Here is an 18997-nt window from a genome sequence, read left to right on the forward strand (position 1 = left end):
CATTATGATTCGACTTCAGAACCTGACTTTACAGCGTGGTCCGCAACGTCTGCTAGAAGACGCCGAGCTGACCCTGCACGCCGGCCAGAAAGCCGGCCTGATCGGTGCCAATGGCGCCGGCAAATCCAGCCTGTTCGCCTTGCTGCGTGGCGAGTTGCACCCGGATTCGGGCGACTGCTTCCTGCCCGCCGACTGGCGCATCGCCCATATGCGCCAGGAGGTCGATACCCTCGAGCGGCTGGCGGTCGACTACGTGCTTGATGGCGACCTGCGCCTGCGCCAGGTGCAGCGTGAGCTGGCCGCCGCCGAAACGGCCCATGACGGTGCGGCCCTGGCGCGCCTGCATGCCGAGCTGGACAGCGCCGACGGTTATACCGCCGACGCCCGGGCGCGCAAGCTGCTGGCTGGCCTGGGTTTCAGCAACGAGCAGATGGACCGCCAAGTCGGCGACTTCTCCGGTGGCTGGCGGATGCGCCTGAACCTGGCGCAGGCGCTGATGTGCCCGTCGGACCTGCTATTGCTCGACGAGCCGACCAACCACTTGGACCTCGATGCGATCCTCTGGCTGGAGGACTGGCTCAAGGGCTACCCCGGCACTTTGCTGCTGATTTCCCACGACCGCGATTTCCTCGATGCCGTAGTCGACCATGTGGCTCACGTCGATCAGCGCAAGATCACCCTTTATCGCGGTGGCTACAGCGCCTTCGAGCGCGCCCGTGCCGAACGTCTGGCGCAACAGCAGCAAGCCTACGAGAAGCAGCAGGCGCAACGCGCGCACATGGAAAAGTACATTGCGCGCTTCAAGGCCCAGGCCACCAAGGCCCGCCAGGCCCAGAGCCGGATCAAGGCCCTGGAGCGGATGGAAGAGCTGTCCGCCGCCCACGTCGACTCGCCGTTCGACTTCGTTTTCCGCGAGTCGGAAAAGATCTCCAGCCCGCTGCTCGACCTGTCCGATGCCCGCCTGGGTTACGGCGAAAAGACCGTGCTGGAGAAGGTCAAGCTGCAACTGACCCCGGGTGCGCGCATCGGTCTGCTCGGCCCCAACGGTGCGGGCAAGTCGACCCTGATCAAGAACCTCTCCGGCGAGCTGTCGCCGCTGGGCGGCCGCCTGACCCGCGGCGAGAACACCGTGGTCGGTTATTTCGCCCAGCACCAGCTGGATTCGCTCGATGCCAAGGCCAGCCCGTTGCTGCATTTGCAGCGCCTGGCGCCGACCGAGCGCGAGCAGACCCTGCGCGACTTCCTCGGTGGTTTCGACTTCCGCGGCGCGCGTATCGACGAGCCGGTGCTGAATTTCTCCGGTGGCGAAAAGGCGCGCCTGGCCCTGGCCCTGATTGCCTGGGACCGCCCGAACCTGCTGCTGCTTGACGAACCGACCAACCACCTGGACCTGGAGATGCGCCTGGCCCTGACCATGGCCCTGCAAGAGTTCAGCGGCGCGGTACTGGTGGTCTCCCACGACCGTCACCTGCTGAAAAGCACCACCGACAACTTCTACCTGGTGGCCGACGGCAAGGTCGAAGAGTTCGACGGCGACCTGGACGACTACGCGCGCTGGTTGGTGGACTACCGCCAGCGCAACGCGCCGGTCAGCACGACCACGGTCAACCCGGACAAAACCGACAAGAAGGCCCAGCGCCAGGCTGCCGCGGCCCTGCGCCAGCAGTTGGCCCCGCACAAGCGCGAAGCCGACAAGCTGGAAACCGAGCTGGGCAAGGTCCACGAGCGGCTGGCGAAAATCGAAGCCAGCCTTGGCGACAGTGGTATCTACGAAGCCGCGCGCAAGGACGAGCTGCGTGACCTGCTGGCCGAGCAGGCCAGGCTGAAGGTGCGTGAAGGCGAGCTGGAAGAGGCCTGGATGGAAGCCCTGGAACTGCTGGAAAGCATGCAGGCGGAACTGGAAGCCTTGTCCTGATGGAAGCGTTCAAGCTGCCTGTGCCTATCACGTGGGTCGAGCCGCTGTGGGTCACCGTGCAAATCCTGCTGATCCTGCTGGCTGGCTACATCACCCAGCGGTTTGTCGCCCGCTGCCTGACCCGCCTGGGTGAACGTTATCCGTTCCCGCCGCAGCTGCTGATGCCGCTGCGCGGCGGCTTACGCTGGCTGATCATGGGCAGCGCGCTGATCTTCGTCCTGGAGCGGCTCGGGGTGTCGGCGACGGTGCTCTGGACTGCCCTGTCCGGTTTTGTCGCGGTGGCGGCGGTGGCCTTCTTCGCCATGTGGAGCGTGCTGTCCAACCTGCTCTGCGCCATCCTGATCTTCACCGTGGGCCCTTTCCGCATCGGCGATGTGGTCGAACTGGTGGACACCCTCGACAAGCCGGGTATCAAGGGCCGGGTGGTGGCAATCAACCTGCTGTACACCTCGTTGATCGAGGCCGAGGAAGCCGGCACCGGCGGCGTCATGGTGCAGGTGCCCAACAGCCTGTTCTTCCAGCGTTCGGTGCGCCGTTGGCGTGGCAGCGATGCGCTGTCGATAGGCTCCGGCGAGAAATAGTCCCCCTGCGCCGTCTCTGTAGCCGCTGCCGAGCATCGCGAGGCTGCATCGGTTGCGAAGCAGACGTGCTCTTGAGGTCGCAGGAAGCTCCTGCGGACCTTAGCGCAGCCTTCGGCAGCGGCTACAGTTGGCCGGCGATATCTGTCCGACAAAAATCTATGGTCATCCGCCCGCCAGCGCATTAGCTTAGGCGTCTACGACGAATTCGAGCCGAGGTGTGCGATGGTTCTTGAGACATGGCTGGCGTTTTTTGCCGCCTGCTGGGTGATCAGCCTTTCCCCCGGGGCCGGCGCGATTGCGTCGATGTCCTGCGGTCTGCAATACGGTTTCTGGCGCGGTTACTGGAACGCCCTGGGCCTGCAACTGGGCCTGGCCATGCAGATTGCGATTGTCGCCGCCGGCGTGGGGGCGATTCTCGCGGCATCCTCGACCGCCTTTTACGCGATCAAATGGTTCGGCGTGGCTTATCTGGTCTACCTCGCGGTCAAACAGTGGCGCGCGCTGCCCAGCGACCTGAGCGACGACGCCGCGATCCGGCCGATCGGCAAACCCCTGGCGCTGGTGTTCCGCGGGTTCCTGGTCAACATCAGCAACCCCAAGGCGCTGGTGTTCATGCTGGCGGTCCTGCCGCAATTCATCGATCCCCACGCACCGCTGGTGAAGCAGTACCTGATCCTCGGCGCGACCATGATTGCCGTCGACCTGATCGTCATGGCCGGCTACACCGGCCTGGCCTCCAAGGTCCTGCGCCTGCTGCGCACGCCTACCCAGCAACGGCGCATGAACCGCACCTTCGCCGGTCTGTTCCTCGGCGCCGCCGGGTTGCTGGCGACCATTCGCAAAGCGCCGGTCTAAGAGGCTGGTCACAGCAAAAAGGCGCCCATCGGGGGCGCCTTTTTTGTACGTGCGCCTCAGGGGATCCGAGAGCATGGGCTAGTCCCGACCACGCCCGGATTTATTTCATCTTTGTTCAGGAAACCCCGGACCCCAGGCGATTCAAGGCTTTGGCCCGGCACGAGGCACGACTGCGCCTGGGTGTCGCGTGTGACAACGCTTGAGTGAAACTCATTGGAAGTGAACAATGTGTTACTTCGTATTTCCATTTGAGATTCGTTCATGACTGCCCCCTCCCGTTTCCTGGCGTGGCTCGTGCTGCCGGTATTGGCCCTGTGCAGTGCCAACCTGCTGGCGGACACCGTAGAAGGCGCGCCCAAGGCGCTGCACCTGCTCGACTACATTGGCGCGGACTACCCACCGACGGTCGAGGCGGGCAAGGTCATTGATGACTCCGAGTACCGTGAGCAGGTCGAGTTTCTCGGCGTGTTGCAGGGGCTGGTCGCCGATTTGCCGGCCAAGCCGGAGAAGGCCGAGCTGGAGCAGGGCATCGCCAGCCTGAACGACGCGGTCAAGGCCAAGGCGGACGGCGCCCTCGTCGCCCGTCAGGCGCGGCAGCTGGGAGCCCGGCTGGCGGTGGCGTATGAGGTCAGCCAGGCGCCGATCATCACCCCGGACCCGAGCCGTGGCGCACCTTTGTATGCCCAGCATTGCTCGGTGTGTCACGGCGACACCGGTGCCGGCGACGGCCCGGCCGGTGTCGGCCTGACGCCGCCACCGGCCAACCTACGGGATGCGGCGCGCACGGATCACCTGAGCCTCTACGCGATCTACAACACCCTCGGCCTGGGCGTCGAAGGCACCGACATGCCGTCTTTCGCCGATCAGCTGGACGACCGCCAGCGCTGGGACCTGGCGACCTATATCGCCGGTTTCACCGCCGACCCGGCCGCGGCGAAGGGCGACAAGAGCTACAACCTCGCCGACCTGGCCCGCCAGACCCCAAGTGAAGTAGAGGCCGCCGAAGGCCCGCAGGCCGCGGCCACCTTCCGTGCCCAGCGCGCCCAGCCGCCACAGGTCAAGCGCGGCCCGGCGCAACTGCTCGACTACACCGCCTCGACCCTGGACAAGAGCCTGGCCGCCTACCGCTCCGGTGACCACGAACAGGCCTACGACCTGTCGGTGGCGGCGTACCTGGAAGGCTTCGAGCTGGTGGAAAGCTCCCTCGACAACGTCGATGCCAATGTGCGCAAGGACACCGAGAAAGCCCTGATGGCCTACCGTCAGGCGCTGCAGGACGGCTTGCCGGCAGAGCAGGCCGAGCAGCGCCTGGATGCCGCCAAGGCCAAGCTGAAAGAGTCGGCGGACCTGCTGGGCAGCGATGGCCTGAGCTGGTCCCTGAGCTACATTTCCGGCCTGTTGATCCTGCTGCGCGAGGGCCTGGAAGCGATCCTGGTGCTGGCGGCGATCCTGGCCTTCCTGCGCAATACCGGCCAGCAATCGGCGGTGCGCAGCGTCAACGTCGGTTGGGGGCTGGCGTTGCTGGCCGGCCTGGCGACCTGGGCGCTGGCGGCGTATGTGATCGACGTCAGCGGCTCCCAGCGCGAGTTGCTGGAAGGCGCCACGGCCTTGTTCGCCAGTGTCATGGTGCTGTGGCTCGGCGTGTGGATGCACGACCGCCGGCACGCGGCGGCCTGGCAGGACTACATCAAGAGCAGCCTGGTGGGCGGTGGCGGCCGTTTCGGTTTTGCGGTGCTGGCGTTCTTCTCGGTCTATCGCGAGCTGTTCGAAGTGATCCTGTTCTACGAAACCCTATGGCTGCAGGCCGGCCCGGCAGGCCACAACGCAGTGCTGGCCGGCGGCGCCACGGCGCTGGTGCTGCTGGTCGGCCTGGCCTGGGTGATCCTGCGCGGTTCGGCCAAGCTGCCGCTGACGCTGTTCTTCGGCATCAACGCGGCGTTGCTGTGCGCCTTGTCGGTGGTGTTTGCCGGGCATGGCGTCAAGGCGCTGCAGGAGGCTGGAATCTTCGGTACGCGGCCGGTGGCGTTCTTCGACTTCGACTGGCTGGGCATTCACGCCGATGCCTACTCGCTGACGGCACAGGCGGTGGCGATCGTGGCGATCATCGTGCTCTACAGTCGCAGCCGCATCGCCGAGAAACGGCGGGCCCAGGTTTCCTGAGGCATCCGCTTCGCTCATTATCGCGGGCAAGCCTTGTTCCTACGGTTCATCGAGAACTGTAGGCGCGAGGCTTGCCCGCGATGCTTTCAGGAGGAGTCACGCAATGCGTGTGTGGATCGATGCCGACGCCTGTCCCAAGGCGGCGAAGGATCAGGTCGTGAGGTTTGCCCTCAAGCGCCAGTTCGAGCTGGTGCTGGTGGCGGGGCAGCCGCAGATCAAGCCGGCCTTTGCCTGCGTCAAGCTGATCGTGGTGCCCAGCGGTCCGGATGCGGCTGACGATTATCTGGTGGAACACGCAGTGCCGGGTGAACTGGTGATCTGCAGCGACGTGCCCCTGGCCGACCGGCTGGTGAAGAAGGGCGTCGCCGCCCTCGACCCGCGGGGCAAGGAGTTCGATGCGCAGAACATGGGCGAGCGGCTGGCGGTGCGTAACCTGTTTACCGATCTGCGCGAGCAGGGGCAGGTCGGTGGCGGGCAAGGCCCTTATGGGGATCGCGAGAAGCAGGCCTTCGCCAATGCCCTGGACCGGATCCTGACGCGGCTGGCGCGTCAGGCCTGACAATTCCCGCGAGGCGAGGGCGCTTGCCGCTCGCCACGGCTTTTGGGTTATTCGTCGTTTTCGTGGGTCAGTTCCAGCACCCGATCCACCAGCTTATTGATGCCGGCCGCGGCTTCGCTGATGGACTGCGCGAGCATGTAGGCCGGGGTGCTGACCAGCTTGCGCGCCTTGTCCTCGATGATGTCGCCGACGGTGCACTCGGCATGGGTCGCGCCCATCTTGCTGACGGCGGCCGCGGTGTCGGCGTCGTTGCCGATGGTGCAGGTGACGCCCGGGCCGTAGATCTTCGCCGCCAATGCCGGCGAGATGCAGATCAGGCCCACCGGCTTGCCGGCTTCGGCGAAGGCTTCGGTCAGTGCCAGGACATCCGGCTGGACTGTGCAGCCGGCCCCTTCCACGGCGAAGTTGGAAAGGTTTTTCGCCGCGCCAAAGCCGCCCGGCACGATCAGCGCGTCGAAGTCTTCGGCGTTGGCCTCGCGGATGTCTTTGACCTGGCCGCGGGCGATGCGCGCCGACTCCACCAGGACATTGCGCGACTCCGGCATCTCTTCGCCGGTCAGGTGGTTGATCACATGCAGCTGGGCGATGTTCGGGGCGAAACACTGCACCTGGGCGCCGCGCTGGTCCAGGCGCAGCAGGGTGATGACGCTTTCATGGATCTCGGCACCGTCATAGACGCCACAGCCGGAAAGGATCACTGCAACTTTTTTGCTCATGGTTTTTTCTCCAGATTCATGGCGTTAAATGTCCACTAATTTGTCGCCCGTTGCCATAGGGTTATCTCGCCGCCCGACCTAATCTCCGATCAGGATTGCGATCAGGCCGTGTCATGAATTTCATTCTGTATGCGGTGCCGTTCTTCTTCGTGCTGATAGCCCTCGAGCTGCTGGCCGACCGCTGGCGGGGGGCGAACAACTATCGGGTCGGGGACGCTTTCTACATGGATCGCAACTACGGCGGGGTGTTCATTATTTGGGTATTGGGGGGGCGCTGGAGAATCGCCCGTGGGCGCTGAAGATGGAGCTGCTGCGGCTGGCGTCGAACCTGCCGCTGGTGTGGCTGGCGCCTCTGGTCGGGCTGTGGCCGGCCAGCGCCTTGGGCTGGGTCGGCTTGATCAGCTACAGCCTGCTCAGTGGCATAGCGCTTTACTGCTGCCGGGGTCGTCTTACTCGACTGGCGTCTTAGACTTGCAGCAATCGCTCTGCTCGTTCTGCTTGACCTGTTCGGCTTCGTAGATCGCCTTGGCCAGTCGCGCATTCTTGAAGCGGCGGCGCAGCCACAGGGCGAAACCCAGGACCAGCAAGGCGCCGAGCACCCACAGTTCGTACTTCTTGATGCTGCCCAGCATGCCTTCGAGCACGGCGCCGAAGTGATAGGCCGCGGCGGCCAGGGCGGCGGCCCAGATCGCCGCGCCAATGCCGTTGAGCAACAGATAACGTCCCGGCGGATACCCCGACAGGCCGATGGCCACCGGCATCACGGTGCGCAGGCCGTAGACGAAGCGGAAGCTCAGCACCCAGATGTCCGGATGCTTGCGGATATGCTCCAGCGCCCGATCGCCCATCAATTGCCAGCGCGGCTTGCGCGCCAGCAGCTTGCGCCCGTGCTTGCGTCCCAGGAAGTACCACAGCTGGTCGCCGGCATAGCTGCCGAAGAACGCCACGACCACCACCAGGTTGATGTCCATGTATCCGCGAAACGCGAGGAAGCCGGCCAGGACCAGGATGGTCTCGCCTTCGAAGAATGTGCCGAGAAAGAGGGCGAAGTAGCCGAATTCCTGAAGAAATTGTTGGAGCATTGTCTGGATGCTGGCGAAATGAACGCGCAGCCTAACCCTTCGGGCCCATGGAGGAAAGTATCCAAATGTGTCTCGACGTGAACAAATGCTGGCTGGACAATAGCTGTGACTACCGGTCACAGGGTTAAGCACAACTGTCATCCGTTCGTCATAATGGGCGCTTATAACTGTCACGCTCGCCCGCCTGTGCGGGCTCAGGAGTCTGTCGTGAGCTTTACCCCAGCCAACCGTTTGTTTCCTGCCACTCGCCTGCGTCGCAATCGCCGTGATGATTTTTCTCGTCGCCTGGTGCGTGAAAACGTCCTGACCACCGATGACCTGATCCTGCCGGTATTCGTGCTCGACGGTGAGAATCGTCGGGAAGCGGTGGCCTCGATGCCGGGCGTCGAACGCCTGACCATCGACCTGCTGCTGGAGGAAGCGGCAAAGTGGGTCGAGCTGGGGATTCCCGCGCTGGCGCTGTTCCCGGTGACCCCGGCGGATCTCAAGTCGCTGGACGCCGCCGAAGCCTGGAACCCGGAAGGCATTGCCCAGCGCGCCACCCGCGCGCTGCGTGAGCGTTTCCCCGAGCTGGGGGTGATCACCGACGTGGCGCTCGATCCGTTCACCACCCACGGTCAGGACGGCATCCTCGACGAAGAAGGCTATGTGCAGAACGACATCACCGTCGATGCACTGGTCAGGCAAGCCCTGTCCCATGCCGAAGCCGGCGCCCAGGTGGTCGCGCCTTCGGACATGATGGACGGCCGCATCCAGGCGATCCGCGAAGCCCTGGAGCTGGCCGGTCACGTCAACGTGCGGATCATGGCCTATTCGGCCAAGTACGCCAGCGCCTATTACGGCCCGTTCCGCGATGCGGTCGGCTCGGCGTTGAACCTGGGCAAGGCCAACAAGGCCTCCTACCAGATGGACCCGGCCAACAGCCACGAAGCCCTGCATGAAGTGGCCGCCGACCTCGCCGAAGGCGCGGACATGGTCATGGTCAAGCCGGGCATGCCGTACCTGGACATCCTTTGGCGGGTCAAGGATGAATTCAAGGTGCCAACCTTTGTCTATCAGGTCAGCGGCGAATACGCCATGCACATGGCGGCGATCCAGAATGGCTGGTTGAGCGAAGGGGTTATTCTCGAATCCTTGACCGCCTTTAAACGCGCGGGTGCCGATGGCATCCTGACTTACTTTGCCGTTCGTGCTGCTCAATTGTTACGAGAGCAAAAATAGCCCTCCCAGGAACACGCGATGAATACCGAAGGACTCACTGAAGTTGCCGTAAAAGAAGCTCAACCCGTGGTCGAGCAGGTCGTTGAAACACCACCGGAGCTGGAAGCCCCGCCGGTGCAAGCGGACGCACCGCATGTGGCGATGCCGACCCTGGTCATCCCGAGCCTGGATGACAGCAGCCTGTATATCCATCGCGAGCTGTCGCAACTGCAGTTCAACATCCGCGTGCTGGAACAGGCGCTGGATGAGTCCTATCCGTTGCTGGAGCGCCTGAAGTTCCTGCTGATTTTCTCCAGCAACCTGGACGAGTTCTTCGAGATCCGCGTCGCCGGCCTGAAGAAGCAGATCACCTTCGCCCGTGAACAGGCCGGTGCCGATGGCCTGCAGCCGCACCAGGCCCTGGCGCGCATCAGCGACCTGGTGCACGGTCACGTCGACCGCCAGTACGCGATCCTCAACGACATCCTGTTGCCGGAGCTGGAAAAACATCAGGTCCGCTTCATCCGTCGCCGTTACTGGACCACCAAGCTCAAGACCTGGGTCCGTCGCTATTTCCGCGACGAGATCGCGCCGATCATCACCCCGATCGGCCTCGACCCGACGCACCCGTTCCCGCTGCTGGTGAACAAGAGCCTGAACTTCATCGTCGAACTCGAAGGGATCGACGCCTTTGGTCGCGATTCCGGCCTGGCGATCATCCCGGCGCCGCGCCTGCTGCCGCGGATCATCAAGGTGCCGGAAGAAGTCGGCGGCCCTGGCGACAACTATGTGTTCCTCTCGTCGATGATCCACGCCCACGCCGATGACCTGTTCCAGGGCATGAAGGTAAAGGGCTGCTATCAGTTCCGTCTGACCCGCAACGCCGACCTGGCGGTGGACACCGAGGACGTCGAAGACCTGGCCCGCGCCCTGCGCGGCGAGCTGTTCTCCCGTCGTTACGGCGATGCGGTGCGTCTGGAAGTGGCCGACACCTGCCCGAAACACCTGTCCGACTACCTGCTCAAGCAGTTCAACCTGAGCGAGACCGAGCTGTACCAGGTCAACGGTCCGGTGAACCTGACGCGCCTGTTCAGCATCACCGGCCTGGACAGCCACCCGGAGCTGCAATACACGCCGTTCACCCCGCAGATTCCCAAGCTGTTGCAGAACAGCGAGAACATCTTCAGCGTGATCAGCAAGCAGGACATCCTGCTGCTGCACCCGTTCGAGTCCTTCACCCCGGTGGTCGACCTGCTGCGTCAGGCGGCCAAGGATCCGCACGTGCTGGCGGTGCGCCAGACCCTGTACCGCTCCGGCGCCAACTCGGAAATCGTCGATGCGCTGGTGGATGCGGCGCGTAACGGCAAGGAAGTCACCGCGGTGATCGAGCTGCGCGCGCGCTTCGACGAAGAGTCCAACCTGCAACTGGCCAGCCGCCTGCAAGCGGCCGGCGCGGTGGTGATCTACGGTGTGGTCGGCTTCAAGACCCACGCCAAGATGATGTTGATCCTGCGTCGCGAAGCCGGCGAGATCGTGCGCTACGCCCACCTGGGCACCGGCAATTACCACGCCGGCAACGCCCGCCTGTATACCGACTACAGCCTGCTGACTTCCGACGACGCCTTGTGCGAAGACGTCGGCAAGCTCTTCAGCCAGTTGATCGGCATGGGCAAGACCCTGCGCATGAAGAAGCTGCTGCACGCGCCCTTCACCCTGAAGAAGGGCATGCTCGACATGATTGCCCGGGAGACCCAGTTCGCCCTGGACGGCAAGCCGGCGCACATCATCGCCAAGTTCAACTCGCTGACCGATCCGAAGATCATCCGCGCGCTGTACAAGGCCAGCCAGTCGGGCGTGCGCATCGACCTGGTGGTGCGTGGCATGTGCTGCCTGCGTCCGGGGATCGCCGGTGTGTCGCACAACATCCATGTGCGCTCGATCATCGGCCGCTTCCTGGAGCACACCCGGGTGTTCTACTTCCTCAATGGCGGCGAGGAGCAGATGTTCCTCTCCAGCGCCGACTGGATGGAGCGCAACCTCGACAAGCGCGTCGAGACTTGCTTCCCGGTCGAGGGCAAGAAGCTGATCCTGCGGGTCAAGAAAGAGCTGGAAAGTTATCTCACCGATAACACCCACAGCTGGAGCCTGCAGTCGGACGGTCGCTACATCCGCAACACCCCGACCGGCAACCAGAACCCGCGCAGCGCCCAGGCCACATTGCTGGAGCGCCTGAGCAACCCGGTGCTGGCGGTGCGCTGAGCCCGCGGCCTATTCAGCCCATGAAAAAGCCGGCTTGCCGGCGATGACGCCCTTTAGCAGGAGCCCATCGCCGGCAAGCCGGCTTTTTTTGTGCGGGGCGTTTCAGTGCACGTTGAGGGTGATCCCGACCCGGGTCAGCCACTCGGCTTCCAGGGCGAAGTCGGCCTGGGTCAGCTGGTTCTCGTCCAGCCAGTTTGCCGGGAACATCACCTCCAGGCTGTCGCCGGCGGCGTGCAGCTTCACCTGGGGCATTTCCTGGGTGCCGCGGATATGGTGGAACAGGATGGCGAAACGCAGCAGCACGCACAGGCGGATCAGCTTGCTGCCTTCCTCGCCGAATTCGGCGAACTTGTCCCTGGGAATGTTGCGACGGTGGCCGCGTACCAGTAGCGCGAGCATTTGCTGGTCTTCGCGGGAGAAACCGGCGAGGTCGGAGTGCTCGATCAGGTAGGCGCCGTGCTTGTGGTAGTGGTAGTGGGCGATATCCAGGCCCACTTCATGGACCTTGGCGGCCCAGCCCAGCAATTCGCGCCAGACGCCGTCCTCCAGGTCCCAGTCCTCGGCCACCTGGTCGAAGGCGTGGAGCGCCTTGCGCTCGACCCGGGCAGCCTGTTCCAGGTCGACGTGATAACGCTCCATCAGCGAGCCCAGGGTGCGCTCGCGCACGTCTTCGTGGTGATGACGGCCCAGCAGGTCGTAGAGCACGCCTTCGCGCAGGGCGCCTTCGCAATGGTCCATGCGCTGCAGTTCGAGGGCGTCGAAGATGGCTTCGAGAATCGCCAGGCCGGCGGGGAAGATCGCCCGACGATCCGGCTTGATGCCTTCGAAGTCGATTTTCTCGGCATCGCCCAGCTTGAACAGCCGACGCTTGAGCCAGGCCAGGCCTTCGGCGTTGACTTCACCGCTGCCGTGGCCGCCGGCCTTGAGCGCCAGGCCGATGGCGCGGATGGTGCCCGAGGAGCCGATGGCTTCATCCCAGGTCAGGCGATGCAGGGCGTGTTCGATGCTCATGATTTCCAGGCGCGCCGCGGTGTAGGCCTGGGCGTAGCGCGCCGGGGTGATCTTGCCGTCGCGGAAATAGCGCTGGGTGAAGCTGACGCAGCCCATCTGCAGGCTTTCGCGCAGCAGCGGCTCGAAGCGCTGGCCGATGATGAATTCGGTACTGCCGCCGCCGATGTCGGCGACCAGGCGCTTACCCGGGGTATCGGCGAGGGTATGGGACACGCCCAGGTAGATGAGGCGAGCTTCTTCACGACCGGAGATGACTTCCACCGGGTGGCCGAGAATCTCCTCGGCGCGGCGGATGAATTCGCCGCGGTTGCGCGCTTCGCGCAGGGCGTTGGTGCCGACGATACGCACCGCGCCCAGGGGCATGCCGTTGATCAGTTGGGCGAAGCGCTTCAGGCAATCGAGCCCGCGTTGCATGGATTCTTCGTTGAGTTGACGGTCTTCGTCGATCCCGGCGGCCAACTGCACCTTTTCACCGAGCCGCTCGAGAATGCGGATTTCATTATGGTGAGCCTTGGCCACGACCATGTGAAAGCTGTTGGAGCCCAGGTCGATGGCGGCGATCAGGGACAGATTCTTGGCTTGGGTTTGCGGCATGGTTTGGGGGTCTCGGTCGATAACCTTGCCATCCTGCCACGATCAATCGCTCGCGCCAACGCGCAGCAGTGGCCGAAGGCGCGATCCTTGATGCAAGGCAGGCAAAAGCGCCGAACCCTGCGGGTTCGATCGCGAGCGAGCTCGCTCCTACAGGGGAATGCGGGCCACTGTAGGAGCGAGCTCGCTCGCGAAATAATCTGGCAGGCGCCGCAGAGTCTCAGCCCGCCGCCTCATTGGTCCCGATGAAATTCGCCAGTTCCGGCGTCTGCGGGTTGGCGAACAGCACTTTCGGGTCGCCCACTTCATGCACCTTGCCCTGGTGCATGAACACCAGCTTGTCGCCCACTTCCCGGGCGAAACGCATCTCGTGGGTCACCATGATCAGGGTCATGCCGTCCTTGGCCAGCTGGCGCACCACGCTCAGGACTTCGTTGACCAGCTCCGGGTCCAGGGCCGAGGTGATCTCGTCGCACAGCAGCACCTTGGGCGACATGGCCAGGGCCCGGGCAATCGCCACCCGCTGTTGCTGGCCGCCGGACAGGCGGTCGGGGAAGGCGTCAAACTTCTCCTCCAGGCCTACCCGCTTCAGCATCTTCCGCGCCAGCTCGGCGGCCCTGGCCTTGGGCACCTTCTGCACCACCTGCGGGGCGAGCATGACGTTCTCGCCGACGGTCAGGTGAGGGAACAGGTTGAACTGCTGGAACACCATGCCGACCTTCTGCCGCAGGCTGCGCAGGTCGGCGCGGGCGGCGTCGAGGTATTCGCCGTCGACTTCGATGACCCCGTCGTTGATCGACTCCAGGCCGTTGAGGGTGCGCAGCAAGGTGCTCTTGCCCGAACCGCTGCGCCCGATGATCGCCACCACCTGGCCTTCCTCGATACTGAGGTCGATGCCCTTGAGCACATGATGGTCGCCGTAATATTTATGCAGGGCGGAAATTCTAAGCAGAGGCATGCAGTCTCCTTTCCAGGTAGCGCGCACTGAGGGACAGGGGGTAGCACAGCAGGAAGTAACCGAGCGCCACCAGGCCGTAGACCATGAAGGGCTCGAAGGTGGCATTGGCGAGCATGCCGCCGGTCTTGGTCAGCTCGGTGAAGCCGATGATCGAGGTCACCGCGGTGCCTTTGACCACCTGCACCGAGAAGCCCACGGTAGGCGCCACGGCAATCCGCAGCGCCTGCGGCAGGATCACATGGCGCAGCTGTTCATAAGGGTTGAGCGCCAGGCTGGAGGAGGCTTCCCACTGGCCGTTGGGGATCGAATCGACACAGCCGCGCCAGATCTCCGCCAGGTAGGCGCTGGTGAACAGCGTCAGGGCGATGGCCGCCGCCAGCCAGGGCGAGATATCCACCCCCAGCAGGGCGATGCCGAAGAACACCAGGAACAGTTGCATCAACAGCGGTGTGCCCTGGAACAGCTCGATGTACAGGCGGGCGAAACCGCTGGGGAAAGCCTTCTTGGAAATGCGCAGGGTCATGATCAGCAAGCCGATCAGCCCACCGCCGACAAAGGCCACCAGCGACAGCAGCAGGGTCCATTGCAGGCCGGTCAGCAGGTTGCGCACGATGTCCCAGAAGCTGAAATCACTCATTGGCTGCTCCTCGCGATATAGCGGCGCCCGACCCAGTTCAGCAGCTGCCGGATCAGCAGGGCCATGCACAGGTAGATCAGCGTGGTCAGGGCGTAGGTTTCAAAGGCGCGGAAGTTGCGCGACTGAATGAAGTTGGCGGCGAAGCTCAGCTCCTCGGTGGCGATCTGCGAACACACCGCCGAACCGAGCATGACGATGATGATCTGGCTGCTCAGGGCCGGCCACACCTTGCCCAGCGCCGGCAGCAATACCACATGGCGGAAGGCTTCCAGGCGCGTCATGGCCAGGGCCGCCGCGGCCTCCAGTTGGCCGCGGGGGATGGCCTGGATCCCGGCGCGAATGATTTCCGTGGAGTAGGCGCCCAGGTTGATCACCATCGCCAGCACCGCCGCCTGCCACTCGGAGATCTGCAGCCCCAGGGACGGCAAGCCGAAGAAGATGAAGAACAGCTGCACTAGGAACGGAGTGTTGCGGATCAGCTCGACGTAGACGCCGAAGAGGGCCGAGAAGGGCTGGATCTTCCAGGCCCGCACCACCGCGCCGACTATGCCCAGGCCGACCCCGAGCAATGTGCCGATGGCGGTCAGCTCAAGGGTGAACAGGGCGCCGCGCAGCAGCAGGCTGGTGTTTTCCAGCACCGGTAGAAAGTCGAACTGATAAGCCATGGATAACCTCCGCGACGGCGATCAGAGGCCAGCCGGCAATGGCTGCTTGAGCCACAGCTGGGCGTTCTTTTCCAGGCTGCCGTCGGCCTTGGCGGTGGTGAGGATCTGGTTGACCTTGTCCAGCAGCTCCGGCTGGTTCTTGTTCACGCCGACGTAGACCGGGGAATCCTTGAGCTTGACCTTCATCGCCGGGATGCGTTTCGGGTTGCGCTCGCTGATGGCGACCATTACCACGTTGCCGCTGGCGATCAGGTCGACCTGGCCGGCCAGGTAGGCGGCGATGGTCGAGTTGTTATCCTCGAAGCGCTTAATGGTTACGCCTTGCGGGGCCACGGCGGTCAGTTCGATGTCTTCGATGGCGCCGCGGGTGACGCTGATGGTCTTGCCCTTGAGATCGTCGAGGGTGGCTATAGGCGCTTCGGGTGGGCCGAATACCGCCAGGTAGAAGGGCGCGTAGGCCTGGGAAAAATCGATGACTTTCTCGCGCTCCGGGTTCTTGCCGAGGCTGGAGATCACCAGGTCGACCTTGCCGGTGGTCAGGAACGGAATGCGGTTGGTGCTGTTGACCGGGGTCAGTTCGAGTTTGACCTTGAGCTGGTCGGCCAGCAGTTTCGCGGTGTCGATATCCAGGCCACGGGGTTTCATGTCCGGACCGACCGAGCCAAAGGGCGGGAAATCCTGGGGCACGGCCACCTTGAGGGTGCCGCGGGCGACGACATCGTCCAGGCCGCTGGCGTGGGCGGGCGTCTGGCTCAGCATCAGACTGGCAAACAGGGCAGAGAGCAGGGCGCTGAAACGCTTGGTCATGGCAAATCTCCGGATTCACGGGAAGTGATTTCTGCGCAGCGACACAGCACAGGCCGTGCCAAACGCCGGAAAAAGCCTTGGAGCACCGGGTTTTGCTGGCGTCGTTCGGTCTTACTGGTCTGAACAGTTGATGGCGTTTCTGCCCCCTTATCGAGCGTTCGGCCACCCGCCCGAACCCCCTTGGGGCACGACTTGCCGGGCTCGGCGAATAGCTTTACAACTAGCCTTTTCCTGGACCGGCCAGCCTGCATTCTATGAACTCGATCTCCCGCGCCGTACCCGAGGTGGCGCTGCAAGCCATCCGCCAATTGATCAACGAGCGCGGCTTCGGCCCGGGCGATGCGCTGCCGTCGCAGCGCGATCTGGCCGTACAGCTGGGGGTCAGCCGGGCTTCGTTGCGCGAGGCGCTGTCGTCCTTGAGCGCCTTGGGCGTGATCAGCGTGCAGCCTGGCAAAGGTGTTTTCGTGCAGGCCGCGGAATTGCCGGTCAATGGCGCGGGGCTGAGCTGGCCGTTCGCGGCCCAGGCGTCGCCGACGGATATCTTTCAGTTGCGTTACGCCCTGGAAGGCTTCGCCGCGGGGCTGGCGGCCGTGACCCTGACCGCCGACGAGCTGGATGCGCTGCAGGATAATGTCGAGGCCATGCGCAACGAGCTGCGGGCGGCGGATTTCGAGGCGGCGGCGCGGCTGGATTTCGAGTTTCACCAGAAGATCCTGCAGGCCAGCGGCAATCAGGCAATGGTGAGCATTCTCAGCACCAGCGCCGAGATCTTCCTGGAGAGCCAGAAACTACCGTTCATCCGACCCGAGCGGGCCATGGAAACCTGGCAGGAGCACCGCAAGATCCTCCGTGGGCTGGCCCGGCATGCCTCTGGGGCGGCGCAGAAGGCCATGCAGGAGCATGTGCGTGGCGCCGCGTTGCGCACCGGAATCGCCTTTGTTACCCCCGCATAGTTTCCAGTTGAGCTATACCCAAATTCATCGGGCACCATAGCGAGAGTCAATCAACTCCGGCTTCCTGAACGCGGGAAGGGCGGCTATGATGGGCCACGTTTTTTTGCTTACAACCTGGAGACTTCCATGAGCAGCGATCTTATCAAACACGTTAGCGACGCTAGCTTCGAGGCTGACGTACTCAAGGCCGAAGGCGCTGTACTGGTCGACTACTGGGCTGAGTGGTGCGGCCCATGCAAAATGATCGCTCCGGTCCTGGACGAAATCGCTGAAACCTACAAAGGCAAGCTGACCGTTGCCAAGCTGAACATCGACGAAAACCAGGAAACCCCGGCCAAGCATGGCGTGCGTGGTATCCCGACGCTGATGCTGTTCAAGAACGGCAACGTCGAAGCCACCAAGGTCGGCGCACTGTCCAAGTCGCAACTGGCTGCTTTCCTCGACGCCAACATCTAAGCGTCGTTGTAAATCGCATCAAAAAAGCCCCGTAAATAGCGGGGCTTTTTCATTATTCAGGGCTAGACGCTCAGAAACTCAGGTGTTACATTCGGCCCCGCACTGGTTTCTCCTCTGCCCCCTGCAAGCCGTCGCCGACGCTCTCCTTTTCGAATAAGTACGCGATCCTGTCGCCTTCTCCGCGGCGCGGCATCATTAAGCCAAAAGCTTAATTTCCCCCCTCCATAAATGATTACGTCATTCCTATATGAATCTGACTGAACTCAAGCAAAAGCCGATTACCGAACTGCTCGAATTGGCCGAACAGATGGGCATAGAAAATATGGCCCGTTCGCGCAAGCAGGACGTGATTTTCTCCCTGCTGAAAAAGCACGCTAAAAGCGGCGAGGAAATCTCCGGTGATGGCGTGCTGGAGATCCTCCAGGACGGCTTCGGCTTTCTTCGCTCCTCCGACGCCTCCTATCTGGCCGGCCCAGACGATATCTACGTCTCCCCGAGCCAGATCCGTCGTTTCAACTTGCGCACCGGTGACACCATCGTTGGCAAGATCCGCCCTCCAAAGGAAGGCGAGCGTTACTTCGCACTGCTGAAGGTCGACACGATCAACTACGATCGTCCCGAGAACGCGAAGAACAAAATCCTGTTCGAAAACCTGACGCCGCTGTTCCCGACCGTGCGCATGAAGATGGAAGCCGGCAACGGCTCCACCGAAGACCTGACCGGTCGTGTCATCGACCTGTGCGCCCCGATCGGTAAAGGCCAGCGCGGCCTGATCGTTGCTCCGCCGAAAGCGGGCAAGACCATCATGCTGCAGAACATCGCGTCGAACATCACCCGTAACAACCCTGAAGTTCATCTGATCGTGCTGCTGATCGACGAACGTCCGGAAGAAGTGACCGAGATGCAGCGCACCGTGCGCGGCGAAGTGGTCGCCTCCACCTTCGACGAACCGCCAACCCGCCACGTGCAGGTTGCCGAAATGGTGATCGAGAAGGCCAAGCGCCTGGTCGAACACAAGAAGGACGTGGTGATCCTGCTCGACTCCATCACTCGTCTGGCCCGTGCCTACAACACCGTGATCCCGAGCTCCGGCAAGGTGCTGACCGGTGGTGTCGATGCCCACGCCCTGGAAAAACCGAAGCGTTTCTTCGGCGCCGCGCGGAACATCGAAGAAGGCGGCTCGCTGACCATCATCGCCACCGCGCTGGTCGAGACCGGTTCGAAGATGGACGAAGTGATCTACGAAGAGTTCAAGGGTACCGGCAACATGGAACTGCCCCTGGACCGCAAGATCGCCGAGAAGCGCGTATTCCCGGCCATCAACATCAACCGTTCCGGCACCCGCCGCGAAGAGTTGCTGACCGCCGACGACGAGCTGCAGCGCATGTGGATCCTGCGCAAGCTGCTGCATCCGATGGATGAAGTCGCCGCCATCGAGTTCCTGGTCGACAAGCTGAAACAGACCAAGACCAACGATGAGTTCTTCCTGTCGATGAAACGCAAGTAAGTCGAGCGGGACCGCAAAAGCCGGGGAAACCCGGCTTTTTGCTATCCGATTATTGATGAACGGCAGTTCACTGTTCTGAACAGTC

At 63.3% G+C, this 18997-nt stretch carries 18 protein-coding genes and 1 pseudogene; 12 read left to right on the forward strand and 7 right to left on the reverse strand.

The window, feature by feature from the left end:
- Nucleotides 1-4: 4 nt before the first annotated feature.
- The 5 genes from BMY68_RS16165 (at nt 5) to BMY68_RS16185 (ending at nt 6070) form a co-directional block, all read left to right on the forward strand.
- On the forward strand, nt 5-1915 hold the full coding sequence (locus tag BMY68_RS16165; RefSeq protein WP_085532894.1) for an ATP-binding cassette domain-containing protein: 1911 nt from the start codon (nt 5-7) through the stop codon (nt 1913-1915).
- Complete coding sequence (locus BMY68_RS16170) at nt 1915-2496, forward strand: mechanosensitive ion channel family protein (protein WP_009046137.1); 582 nt, start codon at nt 1915-1917, stop codon at nt 2494-2496. The genes BMY68_RS16165 and BMY68_RS16170 overlap by 1 nt, the downstream gene beginning before the upstream one ends.
- 222 nt (nt 2497-2718) lie before the next feature.
- Nucleotides 2719-3351: a LysE family transporter gene (locus BMY68_RS16175; protein ID WP_007926706.1), complete on the forward strand. Its 633-nt coding sequence runs from the start codon at nt 2719-2721 to the stop codon at nt 3349-3351.
- Between the two features lie 261 nt (nt 3352-3612).
- Nucleotides 3613-5511, forward strand: a complete 1899-nt coding sequence (locus BMY68_RS16180) for an FTR1 family protein (protein ID WP_085532896.1) — start codon at nt 3613-3615, stop codon at nt 5509-5511.
- Between the two features lie 103 nt (nt 5512-5614).
- A complete protein-coding gene (locus tag BMY68_RS16185) occupies nt 5615-6070 on the forward strand; it encodes a YaiI/YqxD family protein (RefSeq protein WP_044465693.1) in 456 nt (151 codons plus the stop codon).
- Between the two features lie 47 nt (nt 6071-6117).
- On the opposite strand, the gene elbB is transcribed toward BMY68_RS16185, so the two are convergent.
- A complete protein-coding gene (elbB, locus tag BMY68_RS16190) occupies nt 6118-6786 on the reverse strand; it encodes an isoprenoid biosynthesis glyoxalase ElbB (RefSeq protein ID WP_007926709.1) in 669 nt (222 codons plus the stop codon).
- A gap of 113 nt (nt 6787-6899) precedes the next feature.
- Between elbB and BMY68_RS16195 the strand changes: the two genes are divergently transcribed.
- Together BMY68_RS16195 and BMY68_RS16200 are read left to right on the forward strand one after the other, a co-directional pair.
- The gene (locus BMY68_RS16195; protein ID WP_009046134.1) at nt 6900-7085 is read left to right on the forward strand and encodes a hypothetical protein; all 186 of its coding nucleotides are present in this window, start codon (nt 6900-6902) and stop codon (nt 7083-7085) included.
- Nucleotides 7043-7255, forward strand: a pseudogene (locus BMY68_RS16200) (hypothetical protein); the annotation flags it as partial. The gene BMY68_RS16195 and the pseudogene BMY68_RS16200, both read left to right, overlap by 43 nt.
- Here BMY68_RS16200 and BMY68_RS16205 read toward each other — a convergent pair.
- Complete coding sequence (locus BMY68_RS16205) at nt 7236-7868, reverse strand: DedA family protein (protein WP_007926712.1); 633 nt, start codon at nt 7866-7868, stop codon at nt 7236-7238. The pseudogene BMY68_RS16200 and the gene BMY68_RS16205 overlap by 20 nt on opposite strands.
- Nucleotides 7869-8075: 207 nt before the next feature.
- Between BMY68_RS16205 and hemB the strand changes: the two genes are divergently transcribed.
- Both hemB and ppk1 read left to right on the forward strand, forming a co-directional pair.
- Nucleotides 8076-9089 carry a porphobilinogen synthase gene (hemB, locus tag BMY68_RS16210; RefSeq protein WP_009046132.1) on the forward strand — a complete coding sequence of 338 codons (1014 nt, stop codon included), beginning with the start codon at nt 8076-8078 and terminating at the stop codon, nt 9087-9089.
- A gap of 18 nt (nt 9090-9107) precedes the next feature.
- Entirely contained in the window at nt 9108-11327 is a 2220-nt protein-coding gene (gene ppk1 / locus BMY68_RS16215) for a polyphosphate kinase 1 (protein ID WP_009046131.1), read from the forward strand.
- A gap of 102 nt (nt 11328-11429) precedes the next feature.
- Here ppk1 and ppx read toward each other — a convergent pair whose 3' ends face one another.
- From ppx to BMY68_RS16240, 5 genes are all read right to left on the reverse strand, one after another.
- Nucleotides 11430-12932: an exopolyphosphatase gene (ppx, locus tag BMY68_RS16220; protein WP_085532898.1), complete on the reverse strand. Its 1503-nt coding sequence runs from the start codon at nt 12930-12932 to the stop codon at nt 11430-11432.
- A 217-nt stretch (nt 12933-13149) separates the two neighbouring features.
- Entirely contained in the window at nt 13150-13887 is a 738-nt protein-coding gene (locus BMY68_RS16225; RefSeq protein ID WP_009046129.1) for an amino acid ABC transporter ATP-binding protein, read from the reverse strand.
- Nucleotides 13874-14524: an amino acid ABC transporter permease gene (locus BMY68_RS16230; protein ID WP_007926721.1), complete on the reverse strand. Its 651-nt coding sequence runs from the start codon at nt 14522-14524 to the stop codon at nt 13874-13876. Before BMY68_RS16230 ends, BMY68_RS16225 begins: the two co-directional genes overlap by 14 nt.
- Nucleotides 14521-15189, reverse strand: coding sequence for an amino acid ABC transporter permease (locus BMY68_RS16235; RefSeq protein WP_009046128.1), 669 nt, complete (start codon nt 15187-15189; stop codon nt 14521-14523). Before BMY68_RS16235 ends, BMY68_RS16230 begins: the two co-directional genes overlap by 4 nt.
- Before the next feature lie 21 nt (nt 15190-15210).
- On the reverse strand, nt 15211-15996 hold the full coding sequence (locus BMY68_RS16240; RefSeq protein WP_081359460.1) for a transporter substrate-binding domain-containing protein: 786 nt from the start codon (nt 15994-15996) through the stop codon (nt 15211-15213).
- Nucleotides 15997-16250: 254 nt separating this feature from the next.
- On the opposite strand from BMY68_RS16240, the gene BMY68_RS16245 reads away from it, so the two are divergent.
- The 3 genes from BMY68_RS16245 (at nt 16251) to rho (ending at nt 18912) form a co-directional block, all read left to right on the forward strand.
- Entirely contained in the window at nt 16251-16949 is a 699-nt protein-coding gene (locus BMY68_RS16245) for a FadR/GntR family transcriptional regulator (protein WP_009046126.1), read from the forward strand.
- A gap of 126 nt (nt 16950-17075) precedes the next feature.
- Nucleotides 17076-17405 (forward strand): thioredoxin TrxA, encoded by a 330-nt coding sequence (gene trxA, locus BMY68_RS16250; RefSeq protein WP_003206727.1) that lies wholly within the window; start codon nt 17076-17078, stop codon nt 17403-17405.
- A 247-nt stretch (nt 17406-17652) separates the two neighbouring features.
- On the forward strand, nt 17653-18912 hold the full coding sequence (gene rho / locus BMY68_RS16255; protein ID WP_007926725.1) for a transcription termination factor Rho: 1260 nt from the start codon (nt 17653-17655) through the stop codon (nt 18910-18912).
- The last annotated feature ends 85 nt before the right edge of the window (nt 18913-18997 follow it).

The sequence above is a fragment of the Pseudomonas sp. NFACC41-3 genome (assembly GCF_900109505.1).
GTDB lineage: Bacteria > Pseudomonadota > Gammaproteobacteria > Pseudomonadales > Pseudomonadaceae > Aquipseudomonas > Aquipseudomonas chlororaphis.

Coding starts and splice junctions, on each gene's coding strand:
- BMY68_RS16165 (WP_085532894.1), top strand. CDS start 5: ATGATTCGACTTCAGAACCTGACTTTACAGCGTGGTCCGCAACGTCTG.
- BMY68_RS16170 (WP_009046137.1), top strand. CDS start 1,915: ATGGAAGCGTTCAAGCTGCCTGTGCCTATCACGTGGGTCGAGCCGCTG.
- BMY68_RS16175 (WP_007926706.1), top strand. CDS start 2,719: ATGGTTCTTGAGACATGGCTGGCGTTTTTTGCCGCCTGCTGGGTGATC.
- BMY68_RS16180 (WP_085532896.1), top strand. CDS start 3,613: ATGACTGCCCCCTCCCGTTTCCTGGCGTGGCTCGTGCTGCCGGTATTG.
- BMY68_RS16185 (WP_044465693.1), top strand. CDS start 5,615: ATGCGTGTGTGGATCGATGCCGACGCCTGTCCCAAGGCGGCGAAGGAT.
- elbB (WP_007926709.1), bottom strand. CDS start 6,786: ATGAGCAAAAAAGTTGCAGTGATCCTTTCCGGCTGTGGCGTCTATGAC.
- BMY68_RS16195 (WP_009046134.1), top strand. CDS start 6,900: ATGAATTTCATTCTGTATGCGGTGCCGTTCTTCTTCGTGCTGATAGCC.
- BMY68_RS16205 (WP_007926712.1), bottom strand. CDS start 7,868: ATGCTCCAACAATTTCTTCAGGAATTCGGCTACTTCGCCCTCTTTCTC.
- ppk1 (WP_009046131.1), top strand. CDS start 9,108: ATGAATACCGAAGGACTCACTGAAGTTGCCGTAAAAGAAGCTCAACCC.
- ppx (WP_085532898.1), bottom strand. CDS start 12,932: ATGCCGCAAACCCAAGCCAAGAATCTGTCCCTGATCGCCGCCATCGAC.
- BMY68_RS16225 (WP_009046129.1), bottom strand. CDS start 13,887: ATGCCTCTGCTTAGAATTTCCGCCCTGCATAAATATTACGGCGACCAT.
- BMY68_RS16230 (WP_007926721.1), bottom strand. CDS start 14,524: ATGAGTGATTTCAGCTTCTGGGACATCGTGCGCAACCTGCTGACCGGC.
- BMY68_RS16235 (WP_009046128.1), bottom strand. CDS start 15,189: ATGGCTTATCAGTTCGACTTTCTACCGGTGCTGGAAAACACCAGCCTG.
- BMY68_RS16240 (WP_081359460.1), bottom strand. CDS start 15,996: ATGACCAAGCGTTTCAGCGCCCTGCTCTCTGCCCTGTTTGCCAGTCTG.
- BMY68_RS16245 (WP_009046126.1), top strand. CDS start 16,251: ATGAACTCGATCTCCCGCGCCGTACCCGAGGTGGCGCTGCAAGCCATC.
- trxA (WP_003206727.1), top strand. CDS start 17,076: ATGAGCAGCGATCTTATCAAACACGTTAGCGACGCTAGCTTCGAGGCT.
- rho (WP_007926725.1), top strand. CDS start 17,653: ATGAATCTGACTGAACTCAAGCAAAAGCCGATTACCGAACTGCTCGAA.